The 16,614-nt window shown below is 50.9% G+C and carries 11 protein-coding genes, 4 tRNA genes and 2 pseudogenes; 9 read left to right on the top strand and 8 right to left on the bottom strand.

Going from position 1 to position 16,614, the window contains the following annotated elements:
* The first annotated feature begins 278 nt into the window (after nucleotides 1-278).
* From ACJHXA_RS16840 to cyaY, 4 genes and pseudogenes are all read left to right on the top strand, one after another.
* Entirely contained in the window at nucleotides 279-833 is a 555-nt protein-coding gene (locus ACJHXA_RS16840; RefSeq protein WP_000522552.1) for a DUF3304 domain-containing protein, read from the top strand.
* 337 nt (nucleotides 834-1,170) lie between these two features.
* On the top strand, nucleotides 1,171-2,679 hold the full coding sequence (locus ACJHXA_RS16835; RefSeq protein ID WP_000580515.1) for a hypothetical protein: 1,509 nt from the start codon (nucleotides 1,171-1,173) through the stop codon (nucleotides 2,677-2,679).
* A pseudogene (locus tag ACJHXA_RS16830) lies at nucleotides 2,676-3,988 on the top strand (DKNYY family protein). The gene ACJHXA_RS16835 and the pseudogene ACJHXA_RS16830 overlap by 4 nt, the downstream one beginning before the upstream one ends.
* Before the next feature lie 47 nt (nucleotides 3,989-4,035).
* Nucleotides 4,036-4,356, top strand: a complete 321-nt coding sequence (gene cyaY, locus ACJHXA_RS16825) for an iron donor protein CyaY (protein ID WP_000999947.1) — start codon at nucleotides 4,036-4,038, stop codon at nucleotides 4,354-4,356.
* A 39-nt stretch (nucleotides 4,357-4,395) separates the two neighbouring features.
* Here the strand turns inward: cyaY and cyaA are convergent, their stop codons facing one another.
* On the bottom strand, nucleotides 4,396-6,942 hold the full coding sequence (cyaA, locus tag ACJHXA_RS16820) for a class I adenylate cyclase (protein ID WP_000281680.1): 2,547 nt from the start codon (nucleotides 6,940-6,942) through the stop codon (nucleotides 4,396-4,398).
* A gap of 386 nt (nucleotides 6,943-7,328) precedes the next feature.
* Between cyaA and hemC the strand changes: the two genes are divergently transcribed.
* From hemC to ACJHXA_RS16795, 5 genes and pseudogenes are all read left to right on the top strand, one after another.
* Nucleotides 7,329-8,270, top strand: coding sequence for a hydroxymethylbilane synthase (gene hemC, locus ACJHXA_RS16815; protein ID WP_001307481.1), 942 nt, complete (start codon nucleotides 7,329-7,331; stop codon nucleotides 8,268-8,270).
* Complete coding sequence (gene hemD, locus ACJHXA_RS16810) at nucleotides 8,267-9,007, top strand: uroporphyrinogen-III synthase (protein ID WP_000026061.1); 741 nt, start codon at nucleotides 8,267-8,269, stop codon at nucleotides 9,005-9,007. The genes hemC and hemD overlap by 4 nt, the downstream gene beginning before the upstream one ends.
* A gap of 21 nt (nucleotides 9,008-9,028) precedes the next feature.
* The gene (gene hemX / locus ACJHXA_RS16805) at nucleotides 9,029-10,252 is read left to right on the top strand and encodes a uroporphyrinogen-III C-methyltransferase (RefSeq protein WP_000139042.1); all 1,224 of its coding nucleotides are present in this window, start codon (nucleotides 9,029-9,031) and stop codon (nucleotides 10,250-10,252) included.
* Between the two features lie 2 nt (nucleotides 10,253-10,254).
* Complete coding sequence (gene hemY / locus ACJHXA_RS16800; RefSeq protein ID WP_000921791.1) at nucleotides 10,255-11,451, top strand: protoheme IX biogenesis protein HemY; 1,197 nt, start codon at nucleotides 10,255-10,257, stop codon at nucleotides 11,449-11,451.
* Nucleotides 11,452-12,129: 678 nt separating this feature from the next.
* Nucleotides 12,130-12,267, top strand: a pseudogene (locus ACJHXA_RS16795) (arylsulfatase); the annotation flags it as partial.
* Nucleotides 12,268-12,374: 107 nt separating this feature from the next.
* On the opposite strand, the gene ACJHXA_RS16790 reads toward ACJHXA_RS16795, so the two are convergent.
* The 7 genes from ACJHXA_RS16790 to wecG form a co-directional block, all read right to left on the bottom strand.
* Complete coding sequence (locus tag ACJHXA_RS16790) at nucleotides 12,375-13,610, bottom strand: anaerobic sulfatase maturase (RefSeq protein ID WP_000941530.1); 1,236 nt, start codon at nucleotides 13,608-13,610, stop codon at nucleotides 12,375-12,377.
* A 146-nt stretch (nucleotides 13,611-13,756) separates the two neighbouring features.
* A tRNA-Pro gene (locus ACJHXA_RS16785) sits at nucleotides 13,757-13,833 on the bottom strand.
* 42 nt (nucleotides 13,834-13,875) lie between these two features.
* Nucleotides 13,876-13,962 (bottom strand) — tRNA-Leu (locus ACJHXA_RS16780).
* Between the two features lie 20 nt (nucleotides 13,963-13,982).
* Nucleotides 13,983-14,058: transfer RNA gene (locus tag ACJHXA_RS16775), tRNA-His, on the bottom strand.
* A gap of 58 nt (nucleotides 14,059-14,116) precedes the next feature.
* Nucleotides 14,117-14,193, bottom strand: a tRNA-Arg gene (locus ACJHXA_RS16770).
* A 102-nt stretch (nucleotides 14,194-14,295) separates the two neighbouring features.
* Complete coding sequence (gene thrP / locus ACJHXA_RS16765) at nucleotides 14,296-15,681, bottom strand: bifunctional threonine/serine APC transporter ThrP (protein WP_000774731.1); 1,386 nt, start codon at nucleotides 15,679-15,681, stop codon at nucleotides 14,296-14,298.
* Nucleotides 15,682-15,871: 190 nt separating this feature from the next.
* Nucleotides 15,872-16,612 (bottom strand): lipopolysaccharide N-acetylmannosaminouronosyltransferase, encoded by a 741-nt coding sequence (wecG, locus tag ACJHXA_RS16760; RefSeq protein ID WP_001064038.1) that lies wholly within the window; start codon nucleotides 16,610-16,612, stop codon nucleotides 15,872-15,874.
* Nucleotides 16,613-16,614: the final 2 nt, after the last annotated feature.

The raw sequence follows: 16,614 nt of genomic DNA, 5'->3' as shown, positions 1-16,614 counted from the left end.
TAGCGACTCTTTATGAAGTCTGAAAAGTGAGGAAATGCTGCGAGTATAACGCTTACACGTGGGGATTTATGTTTTGCTGGTAGTTTCGTGATCGGCACCTCGCGCCAGGATGGCTTTATGCACTATCGCAATGTGGTTTGTTTGTTGTCTTGTTCATTGTTCTTATCGTCGGCATGGGGCTTTTAATAGAGTGGCGCACCATGCAATTTCGTTGTCTGACCTTAGTCGCCAGTGACATACAACTTTGCCAACCTGGTGATAAGAGGGAATAAAATCTGATGGGGCTATTTACCCAACTGGAAAAATTTGACCAAAAGCTTACGCGCGGTTATGCCCGCTGGGGGCGCTGGGTATGGCGGACGTTAATTGTCGTTCCGGTACTGGTCGTGTTGTGGAATATAGGACAGGCAGTATGGGGAGGACCAAGAGGTGGAGTGATTCTGGAAATCCACAGTGAAATTGACCGTCCGATACTGGGATTCAGTGTTAACGGCGTGGCGGGCGCGAATGCTTTTGCAAATGGTGGCGGTTCAATCACCTGTTGTGGTGATGTCAGTGGGGATACGGCAGAGGTTATCTGGACATTAAGTACTACTCGTACACAGTATAATGCTGGAATGCGTCTGGAGAAACGGAATATGACGTTACCTCTCCCCAAAAGAGAATGGGGAGAAGATTTTCTGCATGTGCATTTTATGCCTGGCGATAAAGTGCTGCTGGGGTGGAGTAAAGATTCTTTTTCTCCGTATGAAGATCTTCACAACGGGGGGTACAAGACCCGCGTTCGGCAGGATGTGAAAGATAAACTTTATGGTACAGGGAAAATGAATTGATAGATTTCTATAAAAATCACGTTCGGCAGAAAGCGTAATAATGTGGGGAATGTTAGATACCGGTGGTGGGACCTAAGTACAACACGCGAAAGACAATAAAGTAGGTAACGGTGGGCAGAGTCGCATGTTGACACCCTTCCCGGCGTCAATCCGGCACATTTTAACGTGATCAGTCACACCATGGCGCAGTAGCTCGTATTTATATCATGAATGAAAACCTCAAGTTTACCCCAGCAACTATCAGAAAATAGCGATGGCCTTTATAGATTCTGAAAAGTGACGATTTGCCGCAAAAGTTACGCTTACGTGCGAGGAATTATGTTCTGCTGGTAGTTTCGTGATCGGCACCTCGCGCCAGGATGGCTTTATGCACTATCGCAATGTGGTTTGTTTGTTGTCTTGTTCATTGTTTTTATCGTCGGCATGGGGATGTCGGCTTGATCCGCCTGAACATAATATTTACCAGAAACAGGGAAAAGGCGTGGTATACCTGCGCCCTTATAAAGAAACAAATCTTTCTCTTCCTGACGTGAATTACAAAAGTTTGCGCCGTTTACCCAATTTATTAATAGACCCGACAACACTAGACAAATGGGATAAAGTACCTCCTCTGACTGATCTGACAACCGACTACCTCTATGAAGGCGCACAGGCCTGGTATCCTCATTACTCCTGGCATAGCGATGGTCGCTATATCCTCTACGCGGGTGAAGTTGTGCAAAACCCGCCAGACAAACCTCCCGTCGATGTCGCCTCGTTCAAGGCGTGGGGTGATTTTGCCGCAGATAAACACAGTCTCTATTTCGAAGGCAAGCGCACAGATAACAATGGCGGGGGAAATCGCTTAGATATCAAAACACTGCATCAGGTGGAATTCCGGCCTCCCCGGGATCCTGACTTACTGGGGCTGATATTACGTGACGCTAATTTCTTGTATATCAATGGGCATCGCCTCGCAGATCCCGATAGTTTCCGTGTGCTGGCACAAAAGTCATGGGATCAGCGAGGAAAGTTTTCTACCGCGTTTAATCCCTGTGTGGCTATGCCATTTGGCCCCTGGGATACCCTGGCTCGTACACGGACCAAAATCCTGATCAACGGCGAACAGCTTGATGCCGACCCGGACACCTTTTCCGTCGTGCGCTGGATGCCCGGCTCACTCTTGACCTGGCGTGATAAAAACGGGCTGCAGCGTAAAGTCCTCGACAAGGAAAATCCGGCGTGGGATGAAGATTTAACAAAGCACTGTCTGGATTTTTCTCTGCTGGAAAAGAAAGTGTTCTGGCGTAAAGGACCTGCTTGTAAACAGGAAGAATTACCCGGACTCGATCCGGAGCAGTTTCAACCCATCAGTGATGCTGTCGCCCAGTATCAGGACTCGCTTTATACCATCATCGAAACAGAGTCTGGTGACCGCAAGCTGGAAATCGTGAAACTTGATGATCCCAATCTTATTATCAACAAACGTTTCAACGCCGGGAAACGCCACGGCTATTTACTTACGCGTGCCGAAGGGTGGCCATACCATTCCGGTTTACATGTGTTTGAATCTGACGGACCGCTGATCTTACTGGATAACCGTTCTCCGGATGAACGCGAAGCCCATCTTAATGACCATCCCTTTTTGCGCAGATGGTATGCCCGCGATAACCGCTACATTTACAGCTTTGATGGCGCGCAGCTCTGGCGATACCGCACCGCTGATCCGAAACAAGTTCGCTTAATCTGGAAGGAACAACATTCGGGATATGGCTATGGCGTAAATTACAAAACGGGATATCTGGACGGAAAAATTACTGATGACGGCGAATTTATTCCTGCCCCGCGCAATGAGGCGACAAAATGAAGGGTCAAATAATCAAGTTGCACTCATCCTGTTGGGACACACATTTCTGACGCCTGCTGTACAGGCCATAGGGTTCGACTATTACAATGATCACGGTGTTATGTCTTACGGTAAAGGTTATTGGGGGGATAAGAAAATCATTGCCCAGTTTCCGGAGATGAGCAGGGCCGATTTGCGCCTTGTGAAAAATATCTCTGGGAAAACGGGTTATATACCTTCCGATGAAATAAGCATAAAAAATGAGGAATACCACTGGGTGACAGACGGCCGCGTTATTCTCTGGCGTGGCAAAATCGTTAGCAATCCACCGGGAACCCCCACTGTCGATATTGCCAGCTTTCAGGCTATGGGCCGCTTCGCGGTCGATAAATATAGCCTCTATTTTGACGGACAGCGCACCGAAAGTAATAGCGGCGCGTCACGTGTTGATCTGGCGACACTAAAAGCTATCGAAGGTAACTCTACCACGCTGGTGGATAGTAAAAATCTCTATTTGTCCGGTCGACGTCAGGGGAGCAGCAGTAATGTTACTGTATTAGAAAAAAGATGGTGGGGTATTAATCCACGTCTTATGAGTGTAAACAGAAATTTGTATTCCAATGATCTGCTTATCCGCAGTGGGCAGAATATTTATTTAAATGGCGTTCACCTTACGGCGAATGCAGACTCATTTGAGATAATTCGCTGGATACCTCATTCACTGCTGGTTTTTCGCGACAATAAGGGTATGTATCGTTATCCCTTTGGTCAATTATCAGGCAAAGCGATACCCGTAGATGATGACGTCTCTTTTGAAGTAGGGGAAAGTCGCGTTCGCTGGCGTAAACAGCTCACGTCCGACCGTCAGTGGAGCAAGTGGATAGACCTACCAGGTATTGAACCTGAACAATTTCATCTGATTACTGGCAATATTGCGCAATATAAAGATCGGCTGTATGTAACAAAATTATCGATATTTGGTGAAGACCAGCTTGAGATAATCCCGCTGGATACGCCAGACCTGGTCATTGATCGCTCATTTAATGGCGGCAAACAACATGCTTACTTTATCCGCCAATTACGGTCAAAGAGCTTGCAAATTATTCCAGTTAACGGTCCGCTAACTAAAAACGATCGCTTCGCTTATGACGATCGCAATGTTTATACATGGACCGATACAGAGGTAAGGATTACGCCCTCCCCCTGCCCGGCGAAAACTCGTGTCAGAGAGGAGAACGTACGTGAAGTTCAAAACAGAGACATCATTATTCCGGTGACGGATGAATCATGCCGGAACGCAGCAGCAGAGGTGCAAACTTTGAAGCCCTGACCCCATGCCGCTATACTGCCGCCATCACTTAAAAACAGGATACAACAATGAACGACAGTGAATTTCATCGCCTGGCTGATCAACTGTGGCTGACCATTGAAGAGCGTCTGGACGACTGGGATGGCGACAGCGATATCGACTGCGAAATCAACGGCGGCGTGCTGACCATTACCTTTGAAAACGGCAGCAAAATCATTATCAACCGCCAGGAACCGCTGCACCAGGTATGGCTGGCAACCAAACAAGGCGGCTACCATTTTGATCTGAAAGGCGATGAGTGGATTTGCGATCGCAGCGGCGAAACCTTCTGGGATTTGCTGGAACAGGCGGCGACACAGCAGGCGGGTGAAACAGTCAGTTTCCGCTAAGATTGCATGCCGGATAAGCCTCGCTTTCCGGCACGTTCATCACGAAAAATATTGCTGTAATAGCGGCGTATCGTGATCCTGATTGGCAGGCGGCATGTTACCGATAGATTTTGTGCGGAACGGAATCACCTGTTCACGACCATCAACCTTCACAATCTGATAGAACTGCGGCAGGTTGAAGTTGATGAAGCTTGAGCCGTAGGTGAAGCGGTCGTGCGATGACGAGTAGAAGCGACTGACGTCACGCACCAGTTCCTCTTTGCTGCCTTCGCAGTGGTGATACACCTCAACCCGGTTGCTTTCGTCGAGAATGTAGATATTAAAGCCATTCTCGTCTTGCGTTTCTTCGAAGAAGAACTGGATGATCCCTTCACTAGCAAAGCCGTCCACCACCGCCGGTAATTTGACGTGATTGGTTTCAACCTGCACTGACAGGCCGTGCAGTTTGTTATGCGAAATAGCGCCATAAAACTCGATGGCGTTCTCCAGCTTCTGTACCGATACATTCAGGCGTTCGAAGAACAAGCCCCAGGTTTGACCAGAAACGCGCAGCGCCTTGAAACGCCCGGTTTCCTGGCGGGTGCTGGAAAGGCGCAGTTCAATACACTCAGAAACCAGTTGCTGCACGCGAGTACGGATTAACCCGCGCAGATGCTGGCTATAACAGAAGACTTCCACGCTATCTGGCGGTGCGGCGTCCTGATGCATTTTGCCGAGAATAGTTTTCAGGGCTTCGATCATCGATTGCTCGCCGTTGAAGTGCAGCGTACGCACTTCGTTCCACGAGTTGCGGTACAGCAGGTCAACGCTACCTACCAGGCAATTTTGATTCTCGCCAAAGCTGAAGACATCCAGCTTACGGAAATCAAAATGCACCACCTGATTGCGGAACGCCGCTGTCGGGTCATATTCCAGGTTAACGATAATCGCCAGATGGCGGATCTCACACGGGCTGTAGAGCGCCTTCGGTGTCGGTGCAGGTAAGCGCAGCGGGAAATGGTGCGACACGTCGGCGACCATCTCCTGCAACTTAGGCAAATCGACAATGCCGTTACCTTTAATATACAAACGGGTGCGCGAGGTCAGCAGGCCGTTAAACCATGCCCACGCCACCAGTTTGTTCAGGTAACGGTTATATTCCAGCGGCTGATGGCTGATGATCGACTCAATATTTGGCGCGCGGTTATACAGATACCAACCTGAACGGTTAGCACGGCCCGGCGGCACATAAATAAAGGTCAGATTCGGTTCCGAGAGATCGGGTGAAATCTGCGGGTTTACCAGCGTCACTTTACCTGGTAATGCTTCAAACGCGGCATACAGCTTACGCGTCAGCACGCCGATATCCTGCGGACTGGCGGAGACGCTAAGGTTATTGCGACGCGCAAAGCGGATCAGATTACGGTAGCTCTGCATCATCGCGTCGAGCAACTCGTTGTGCGCCTCACGCACCTGATCAATCTTCCAGTTAGCGCGGTTATCGAGCATTGCCAGACGAGCTTCGTCCCAACCCCACTCGCTCACTAACTGGCTCAACACTGCGCGACGCCAGCCTACACAGGCGCGTTCACGGCTGAGCTTTTCGCACACTTTTAAATAGAAGCAGCGACGTACTAAATCCAGACGGGTAAAATCTTCAATCGCCGTCAGGTATTCAGTAACACGCTCCAGCATCATGCAGTATGGATCGAGACCAAACGATACAATCTCGCCGTCGTGCAAACGCTGTTTGATATCTTTCGCCAGCAGACGTGGGTTCGGGTATTCCCAGGAATAGGCTTCCAGCAGCAGTGTTTTCAGTACCGCTTTGTATGGGGAATCGATACTCTTGTAGAGCTGCCAAAGGCTGGCACCAAAGTACTCTTCAGCAGAAAGCGAGCTTAAGCCACCGAGATCCAGCCATTCATTTGGCGTCAGCACGCCCTGCGCGTAAAGCGTCATCACATAGTCGTCGTAATGCTCTTCTTCGTCGCACGGCACCATATTCCACAGAATACGCTTACCGGCGAGACGCACGGCGGTACGATAAAATTCGTCAAGCAGCAGTATATGCTGGGTGGAGCCACAATCTTCGCCCCCCAGGCTGCCGCTTTCATTATGACGGAAGCGGTTTTCATCAATCAGGAAGAAGCTGACTTCCACACCCAGCGAGGCGGCCCAGCTTTCCAGCAGACTACATTTACGTTGTAGTAACTGGCGCTCTTCGCTATCGAGCCAGGATTGATGACAGACCCAGATATCCAGGTCAGAGGAACAACTTTGCCCTACGGACGAGGTGCTGCCCATGGTGTATACACCAGTAATTGGAAGCTCACCTTTCGGTGGGTCCTGTACTGACATTCCACGATACAGTTCAAGCTCGTTCAGGTAGTGGCGTTGAGTTTCATCAGGCGTGTAAAGGCAAATGCCTTTGGGAACGTTACCATCAAGGTAACCCGGCATTAGCGGATGGTGATAGTGCAACAATGTCGGCAGTAGACTGTAGACCTGTTGGAATGCAGGCCCCATAGCAGCAAGCGCGCGATCCACACGCAATTGATTTATGGCATCCAGTCTCTGTTTCAGAGTCTCAATATAGAGGTACAAGACGTATCGCCTGATTTGCTACCCGTCATGACTGTGATTCCGCCAACATCAACGGTAACACGCGGCATTCGGGATATTTCGTATGTCAAAGGTAACCGTTACCACTTTTCGCGCCTGGTTTTTTTAGTTTCACGACGAAAAAATGGTCTAAAACGTGATCAATTTAACACCTTGCTGATTGACCGTAAAGAAAGATGCGCTACATACAAGTGTAGCACCGTTTATTCTCTGTAAATTCCTTATTACGACGGCGTGAAACGCCTGTCAGGATCCACTGCCAGACCTCATTTTACGATTTGCGCAGGCGTCTACGTTTCACCACAACACTGACATCACTCTGGCAAGGATGTTAGGATGGACCACGGATGATAATGACGGTAACAAGCATGTTAGACAATGTTTTAAGAATTGCCACACGCCAAAGCCCACTTGCACTCTGGCAGGCACACTATGTCAAAGACAAGTTGATGGCGAGCCATCCGGGCCTGGTGGTTGAACTGGTACCGATGGTGACGCGCGGCGATGTGATTCTTGATACGCCGCTGGCGAAAGTAGGCGGAAAAGGCTTATTTGTAAAAGAGCTGGAAGTCGCGCTCCTGGAGAATCGCGCCGATATCGCCGTACATTCAATGAAAGATGTGCCGGTTGAATTCCCGCAAGGTCTGGGGTTGGTCACTATTTGTGAGCGTGAAGATCCTCGCGATGCCTTTGTGTCCAATAATTATGACAGTCTGGATGCGTTACCGGCAGGCAGTATCGTCGGGACGTCCAGTTTACGTCGCCAGTGCCAACTGGCTGAACGCCGCCCGGATCTGATTATCCGCTCCCTGCGCGGCAACGTCGGCACTCGCCTGAGCAAACTAGATAACGGCGAATACGATGCCATCATTCTTGCCGTAGCCGGACTAAAACGTTTAGGTCTGGAGTCCCGCATTCGCGCCGCGTTACCACCCGAGATTTCTCTTCCGGCGGTAGGACAAGGTGCAGTCGGTATTGAATGCCGCCTTGATGATACGCGCACTCGCGAGCTGCTTGCCGCGCTGAATCACCACGAAACTGCACTGCGCGTTACCGCAGAACGCGCCATGAATACCCGTCTCGAAGGTGGATGTCAGGTGCCAATTGGTAGCTACGCCGAGCTTATTGATGGTGAAATCTGGCTGCGTGCGCTGGTCGGCGCGCCGGACGGTTCGCAGATTATTCGCGGTGAACGCCGCGGTGCGCCGCAAAATGCCGAACAAATGGGGATTTCGCTGGCAGAAGAGCTACTGAATAACGGCGCGCGCGAGATCCTCGCTGAAGTCTATAACGGAGACGCCCCGGCATGAGTATCCTGGTCACCCGCCCGTCTCCCGCTGGAGAAGAGTTAGTGAGCCGTCTGCGCACACTGGGGCAGGTGGCCTGGCATTTTCCGCTGATTGAGTTTTCTCCGGGTCGACAATTACCGCAACTTGCTGATCAACTGGCGGCGCTGGGGGAGAGCGATCTGTTGTTTGCCCTCTCGCAACACGCGGTTGCTTTTGCCCAATCACAGCTGCATCAGCAAGATCGTAAATGGCCCCGACTACCTGATTATTTCGCCATTGGACGCACCACCGCACTGGCGCTACATACCGTAAGCGGACAGAAGATTCTCTACCCGCAGGATCGGGAAATCAGCGAAGTCTTGCTACAATTACCTGAATTACAAAATATTGCGGGCAAACGTGCGCTGATATTACGTGGCAATGGCGGTCGTGAGCTAATTGGGGATACCCTGACAGCGCGCGGTGCTGAGGTCACTTTTTGTGAATGTTATCAACGATGCGCAATCCATTACGATGGTGCAGAAGAAGCGATGCGCTGGCAATCCCGCGAGGTGACGATGGTCGTTGTTACCAGCGGTGAAATGTTGCAGCAACTCTGGTCGCTGATCCCACAATGGTATCGTGAGCACTGGTTACTACACTGTCGACTATTGGTCGTCAGTGAGCGTTTGGCGAAACTCGCCCGGGAACTGGGCTGGCAAGACATTAAGGTCGCCGATAACGCTGACAACGATGCGCTTTTACGGGCATTACAATAACTCTCATAACAGGAAGCCATAATGACGGAACAAGAAAAAACCTCCGCCGTGGTTGAAGAGACCAGGGAGGCCGTGGACACCACGTCACAACCTGTCGCAACAGAAAAAAAGAGTAAGAACAATACCGCATTGATTCTCAGCGCGGTGGCTATCGCTATTGCTCTGGCGGCGGGCGTCGGTTTGTATGGCTGGGGTAAACAACAGGCCGTCAATCAGACCGCCACCAGCGATGCCCTGGCTAACCAACTGACGGCATTGCAAAAAGCCCAGGAGAGCCAAAAAGCCGAGCTGGAAGGCATTATTAAGCAACAAGCTGCACAGCTTAAGCAGGCGAATCGTCAGCAAGAAACGCTGGCAAAACAGTTGGATGAAGTCCAACAAAAGGTCGCCACCATTTCCGGCAGCGATGCTAAAACCTGGCTGCTGGCTCAGGCCGATTTTCTGGTGAAACTCGCCGGACGGAAGCTGTGGAGCGATCAGGACGTCACGACCGCTGCAGCGTTGCTGAAAAGTGCAGATGCCAGCCTGGCGGATATGAATGACCCGAGTCTGATTACCGTTCGTCGGGCAATTACCGATGATATCGCCAGCCTTTCTGCAGTTTCGCAGGTGGATTATGACGGCATCATCCTTAAGCTTAATCAGCTTTCAAATCAGGTAGATAACCTGCGTCTGGCCGATAATGACAGCGATGGTTCGCCGATGGATTCCGACGGTGAAGAGCTTTCCAGTTCCATCAGCGAATGGCGTATCAATCTGCAAAAAAGCTGGCAGAACTTTATGGACAACTTCATTACGATTCGCCGTCGTGATGACACCGCCGTACCGCTGTTAGCGCCAAATCAGGATATCTATCTGCGCGAAAATATTCGCTCTCGCCTGCTGGTCGCAGCACAAGCTGTACCGCGTCACCAGGAAGAGACTTATCGCCAGGCGCTGGAGAACGTCTCCACCTGGGTACGAGCTTACTACGATACTGATGATGCCACCACCAAAGCGTTCCTCGACGAGGTGGACCAGTTAAGCCAGCAAAATATCTCGATGGATCTTCCGGAAACCCTGCAAAGCCAGGCGATGCTGGAAAAACTGATGCAGACCCGCGTGCGTAACCTGCTGGCACAACCGGCAGCGGGGACAACGGAAGCTAAACCTGCACCTGCACCTGCACCTGCACCTGCACCTGCACCTGCACCTGCACCTGCACCGCAAGGTGATACTCCGGCAGCCGCGCCGCAAGGAGAATAACCATGCTAAAAGTGTTATTACTCTTTGTTTTGCTGATTGCGGGGATAGTGGTTGGCCCGATGATTGCCGGTCATCAGGGTTACGTGCTGATCCAGACTGACAACTACAATATCGAAACCAGCGTCACGGGCCTGGCGATTATTTTGATTCTGGCGATGGTAGTGCTGTTTGCCATTGAGTGGCTACTGCGGCGGATCTTCCGCACAGGCGCACACACCCGTGGGTGGTTTGTCGGACGTAAGCGTCGCCGTGCCCGTAAGCAGACCGAACAGGCGCTGCTGAAACTGGCGGAAGGCGATTATCAGCAAGTTGAAAAGCTGATGGCGAAAAATGCCGATCACGCGGAACAACCGGTGGTGAACTATCTACTGGCTGCCGAAGCCGCGCAACAACGTGGTGATGAAGCACGCGCCAACCAACATCTGGAACGCGCAGCAGAGCTGGCCGGCAATGACACCATTCCGGTAGAAATCACCCGTGTACGTCTGCAACTGGCCCGTAATGAAAACCATGCTGCACGCCACGGCGTGGATAAGCTGCTGGAAGTTACGCCACGCCATCCGGAAGTATTACGTCTGGCGGAACAGGCGTATATCCGCACAGGTGCATGGAGTTCTCTGCTGGATATCATCCCATCAATGGCGAAAGCCCATGTTGGTGATGAAGAACATCGTGCAATGCTGGAACAACAGGCATGGATTGGCCTGATGGATCAGGCGCGTGCCGATAACGGTAGTGAAGGTTTGCGTAACTGGTGGAAAAACCAAAGCCGGAAAACGCGTCATCAGGTAGCGTTGCAGGTGGCAATGGCGGAACATCTTATTGAATGTGACGATCATGATACTGCCCAGCAAATTATCATCGATGGCCTGAAACGCCAGTACGACGATCGCCTACTGCTGCCGATTCCTCGACTGAAAACCAACAATCCGGAACAGCTGGAAAAAGTGCTGCGCCAGCAGATCAAAAACGTCGGCGATCGCCCGCTGTTGTGGAGCACACTGGGCCAGTCACTGATGAAGCACGGAGAATGGCAGGAAGCATCGCTCGCCTTCCGCGCGGCGCTGAAACAACGTCCGGACGCCTACGATTACGCATGGCTTGCCGACGCGCTGGACAGACTGCACAAGCCGGAAGAAGCTGCAGCGATGCGTCGCGACGGTTTGATGTTAACGTTGCAGAACAACCCACCACAGTAGTTCCTTCTCACCCGGAGGCAAGCACCTCCGGGACCTTTCTGATGCATAAAAAAACGCCTGCTCTTATTACGGAGCAGGCGTTAAAACAGGTCTGTATGACAACAAGTGGGTGCTTCACTCAACGTTGTGTCCATGGTGTCTGATGAGGCATAAGCGACATCTGTCAGTGGACGATAAGCACCGTAAACGGCTCTGCGTCATTCCGGAGTTTATGAGGCACTAAGGCGAACATAAGAGATGGAATGAGCATCTACCCGTTTATTATGCCACAGAGAATCGGGAAATAACATCCCTTAACACTTGTTATGAGATAATTCTGTAATCCTCTTTGCTTCCTGAGTAATAACTTCCTGAGTGAATATTTAACCTGAGCTTGATCCTACACATACTTATTATGAATGATAAAATTCATTCAATTAATAACACATATATTAATTGCCGTTAAAACTAAAAAAAGCATCAATAATCAACGCGATATAATAAACCTGCCTTACATATCAACTGCGCCAGAGGTAGGATTGAAAACGCTCTCCTGATTTTCCAATTCATTTTCTGGATAAATAAATAATTTATTTTTGTCACTATTATTTATGTAATCATCCTGTCAGGGAGAGGGATCTCAATTATCAATGCTTAATTACGTCATCATTTTGATGACATGAAACCGGAGCATTTTGCATGGAATTTTCGTTTTCACCCAAACTTTTTGTTGTTGCTGTCGCCGCCGCTCTTCCTCTCATGGCCAGCGCAGCAGATACCCCGTCAACTGCCACCGCACGCAAAGGCTTTGCCGGATACGATCACCCAAACCAGTATCCACAGAACGCTGCAATTTATTGAATTTGCACGATCATGTAGGCCGGATAAGGCGTTTACGCCGCATCCGGCAATCAACCGCAGGCGGCCACAAAATGGCCGCTTTTTTACTTATTCACCACCAGCAAATGTGCCTGCATAATGTCACTGGCCGGGCGACCGTGCGCCAGCAAATCAGCCATTGCTTTAAGATATGGCGGTAGATGGCGGAAATAACGCTGATACCCGGCACACAAATAATTCAGCCCCGGTTTGCCGCTGGCATCGAGCATGAAGCGGTGTTTCGGGCAGCCTCCCCAGCACGCTTTTAACACGTTACAACTGCGACACTGCGCCGGTAATTGCTTAAATTTATCTTCACCAAACACCTGCTGTTGCGGGGAATCGATCATTTCTGCAATTGTTTGCTGATGCATATTCCCCAGCCGATATTGCGGATAAACATAGTGATCGCAGGCGTAAACGTCGCCGTTGTGCTCAACAATCACCGAGCGCCCACAGGTTGGCTGATGATGGCAAACCGCACCCGGCGCACCGACAAAATTGGCAAACGCCCATTCGATATTCATCACGAAAATCTTGCCGACGTCGCGTTTGATCCAGTGGTCGAATATCGCCACCAGAAATTCACCAAATTCATCGGGGCGCACCGACCATTCCGTCAGTTCCCCCTGAATATCACCAGGCGCATGTAGTTTCAGTCCATCGCTGGCAGCTGTTTCATCAGCCAGGCGCTCGACCACCGGAATAAACTGGATGAATTCGACTCCCGCATCGCACAAAAAATCATAAACCTGCAACGGTTGCTGCGCGCTGGTGCGGTTGACGCAGACCAGCACGTTATAGTCGACATGATGTTTTTGCAGCAGCGTCAGGGCACGCATCACCAGCTTATGCGTTGGTCTGCCACCTTTGGTCACGCGATATTGATTGTGGATCTCAGCCGGACCGTCCAGCGATAACCCAACAAGAAAATGATTTTCTGCCAGAAATGCACACCATTTATCATCGAGCAGCACGCCGTTAGTCTGGAAGCTGTTACTTATCTTCCTGCCAGCACCGTATTTCGCCTGTAACTTTACGGCACGGCGGTAAAAATCCAGCCCGAGTAACGTTGGTTCGCCGCCCTGCCAGGTAAAAGCCACTTCGTTTTGCGGTTCGCTGGCAGCGATATAGTGACGGACATACGCTTCCAGCGTGTCATCGTCCATATGCGTGACTGGCTTTTCGCGGTAAAGGGATTGTTTTTCGAGATAAAAACAGTAGTCACAGTTCAGATTACAATCGGAACCACTCGGTTTCGCCATCACATGAAAAGCACGCGTTGGAACCTGTTGCAGCATGGTCACTCCTTGCCTGAAGTCATCCTTCAATACGTTAAGGGCGAAATCATACCGTGGGGCAATGAGTTATTACGGGCGTTTATTGCGAAGGGAGGGTGACGAAATGCACAGAAAACAAAAAACCCCGCCGAAGCGGGGTTCAAAATTGGTCGGCGAGAGAGGATTCGAACCTCCGACCCACTGGTCCCAAACCAGTTGCGCTACCAAGCTGCGCTACTCGCCGAAATACTGCTTTTTGAATTTTTAGTTCAATTCTTTAAAGTCGTGGTGCGAGGGGGGGGACTTGAACCCCCACGTCCGTAAGGACACTAACACCTGAAGCTAGCGCGTCTACCAATTCCGCCACCTTCGCATTGTCACAACTTCTAATAATGGGGTGGCTAATGGGATTCGAACCCACGACAACTGGAATCACAATCCAGGGCTCTACCAACTGAGCTATAGCCACCACTACAAATCTTGTTACGCGGTATTACTACCACCGCAGCTCAAGCGCCGGGACTAAATGGCGCGCCCGACAGGATTCGAACCTGAGACCTCTGCCTCCGGAGGGCAGCGCTCTATCCAGCTGAGCTACGGGCGCTTAGCGCCGTTGCGGGGGTGGATAATACGGACTTCCCACCCCTCTGTCTAGTCCCTTTTTAAATAAATTGCGCGTTTGGTTACGGTTTGTGCGTTTTGCTGCTTATTCCTCCAGTTTATGCGCTTTCCCGTGGCGATTAAGGCCAAAAACTTTATAAATCGCCGTCACCGCCAGCATAAAGATGATGCCAACAAACAGCGACATACGCGTATCTTCATTAAAGTACATGCCGATCAAAACGCAAATCAGGAATGCCATTGTTACGTAGTTGGCCCACGGGAACAGGATTGAGCGGAACGGATGGCTGGCAATCGCCGCTTTATGTGCACGCCGAAAACGCAGCTGGCTTATCAATATCACAAACCATGGCACCATCCCCGGAAGCACGCTGGCACTGTAGACGTAGACAAACACACGCTGCGGATTGGGAATGATGTAGTTCAGGCATGAGCCAATTAGCAGAATAGCAATAGATACTGCCACACCCGCAACGGGTACGCCGTGACGGGAAACTTTCGCCATCGCCGCCGGTAACTGACGGTTTTTCGCCAGTGCGTAGAGCATACGTCCGCAACTGTACATGCCGCTGTTACAGCCAGAGAGCGCAGCCGTCAGCACCACAAAGTTGATAATGCCCGCCGCTGCGGTAATACCGATTTTGGCAAAAGTCAGTACGAACGGGCTGCCGTTGCTGCCTATTTCATTCCACGGGAAGATGGTGACGATAACGAAAATCGCGCCTACGTAGAAAATCAGGATCCGCCACAGCACCTTGCCTACGGCACTGCGCAGCGTCACCTGCGGATTCTTCGCTTCACCGGCAGTAATGCCAATCAGCTCCACGCCCTGGTAGGACGCCACCACAATACACAGCGCGGTCAGGAACCCTTTCCAGCCACCCGCAAAGAAACCGCCATGCTCTGTGAGATTGCTAAAACCAATCGACTGCCCGCCATTGCCAAAGCCAAAGAAAATCACGCCCAGGCCAATGACAATCATCACGATAATCGTGGTGACTTTGATCATCGCGAACCAGAACTCGATTTCGCCGTACAACCGCACCGCCGCCAGATTCGCCAACGCCACCAGCGCCACTGCGATCAATGCGGGTATCCACTGCGCCATCTCCGGGAACCAGAACTGGACATAAACGCCAATGGCGGTGATTTCTGAGATCCCCACCGCCATCCACATAAACCAATAAGACCAGGCGGTGAGATAACCAAAGAACGGGCTCATATAACGATGCGCATAAACGGCGAACGAACCGGTAACCGGTTCGAGGAACAACATTTCGCCCATTGAACGCATGATGAAAAAGACGAATAGCCCGGCGATGATATAGGCCAACAATACGGATGGCCCGGCCCATTTCAAGGTACTGGCGGCCCCCATAAACAGGCCGACGCCAATGGTGCCCCCCAGGGCGATGAGTTCGATATGTCGAGCTTCCAGCCCACGCTGTAGCTCTGGTTTGTTATCTGCCATAAATCCTCGTGTTGTGTTTGCATGCTTTCCGGTGTTACCGGTTATCGTTATGGGTACATCGAGTGTTGCGAATGTTTTCGTAATTCAGGAGAAATGGCAAATAAAGCATTAAAAATTTGAATGCTTTGTGTAATAAAAAAGCAGGCAGGCGACGAAGTGACCACTCCGTCGCTTTACAAAGAGAGGAAAATCAGAGGTTGCCGGTGTAGTGCCAGCGTAAATAACGCAGCAAACGAAGCTGACGCTTAATGCGGCTCGGCTGCGAAAGCAGGCGGTAGAGCCACTCCAGTCCCAGCGTTTGCCAGATTTTCGGTGCGCGTTTTACGTGACCGGTGAAAACATCGTAAGTCCCGCCAACGCCCATATACAGCGCATCTGGATGCACCAGACGGCAGTCGCGCATGAAGATCTCCTGCTTTGGCGATCCCATCGCAACGGTGACGATTTGCGCTCCGCTGGCATGAATGCGTTCAAACAGCGCCTGACGCTGCTCGGGTTTAAAATAACCATCCTGACTGCCAACGATATTCACATTCCATTGGTTGCGCAGTTTAGCTTCAGTTTGCGCCAGCACTTCAGGTTTACCGCCCACAAGAAATACCGGCGTCCCTTCTTTGCCTGCGCGCGCCATCAGCTCTTCCCAGAGATCGGCACCGGCAACGCGGGAAACCTGCGCCTGCGGGTACTTTTTACGTACTGAACGTACAACGCTGATGCCATCCGCATATTTAAATTCGGCAGCGTTAATTAACTCCCTGACCTCGGCGTTATCTTCAATAGTCAGCATTTTTTCAGCATTAATGGCAACCAGCGTTCCCTGCTTAAGCTGCCCGTCAGCAAACAGATAATCGAGGGCGTGCTGCATATCACGCCAACCAATCAACTGTAAGCCACGCAGCGTATAGGTTGGTGCCGTGGTGTTGTTATTCATTG

Origin of the sequence: Escherichia sp. WS33, from assembly GCF_046486385.1 — a bacterium.
Taxonomy (GTDB): Bacteria; Pseudomonadota; Gammaproteobacteria; order Enterobacterales; family Enterobacteriaceae; genus ECMA0423.
Note: the sequence above shows the minus strand (reverse complement) of the source record. Positions and strands in the feature narration are given on the sequence as shown.

Coding starts and splice junctions, on each gene's coding strand:
- ACJHXA_RS16840 (WP_000522552.1), top strand. CDS start 279: ATGGGGCTATTTACCCAACTGGAAAAATTTGACCAAAAGCTTACGCGC.
- wecG (WP_001064038.1), bottom strand. CDS start 16,612: ATGAATAACAACACCACGGCACCAACCTATACGCTGCGTGGCTTACAG.
- ACJHXA_RS16790 (WP_000941530.1), bottom strand. CDS start 13,610: ATGCTGCAACAGGTTCCAACGCGTGCTTTTCATGTGATGGCGAAACCG.
- cyaY (WP_000999947.1), top strand. CDS start 4,036: ATGAACGACAGTGAATTTCATCGCCTGGCTGATCAACTGTGGCTGACC.
- hemY (WP_000921791.1), top strand. CDS start 10,255: ATGCTAAAAGTGTTATTACTCTTTGTTTTGCTGATTGCGGGGATAGTG.
- hemX (WP_000139042.1), top strand. CDS start 9,029: ATGACGGAACAAGAAAAAACCTCCGCCGTGGTTGAAGAGACCAGGGAG.
- thrP (WP_000774731.1), bottom strand. CDS start 15,681: ATGGCAGATAACAAACCAGAGCTACAGCGTGGGCTGGAAGCTCGACAT.
- hemC (WP_001307481.1), top strand. CDS start 7,329: ATGTTAGACAATGTTTTAAGAATTGCCACACGCCAAAGCCCACTTGCA.
- hemD (WP_000026061.1), top strand. CDS start 8,267: ATGAGTATCCTGGTCACCCGCCCGTCTCCCGCTGGAGAAGAGTTAGTG.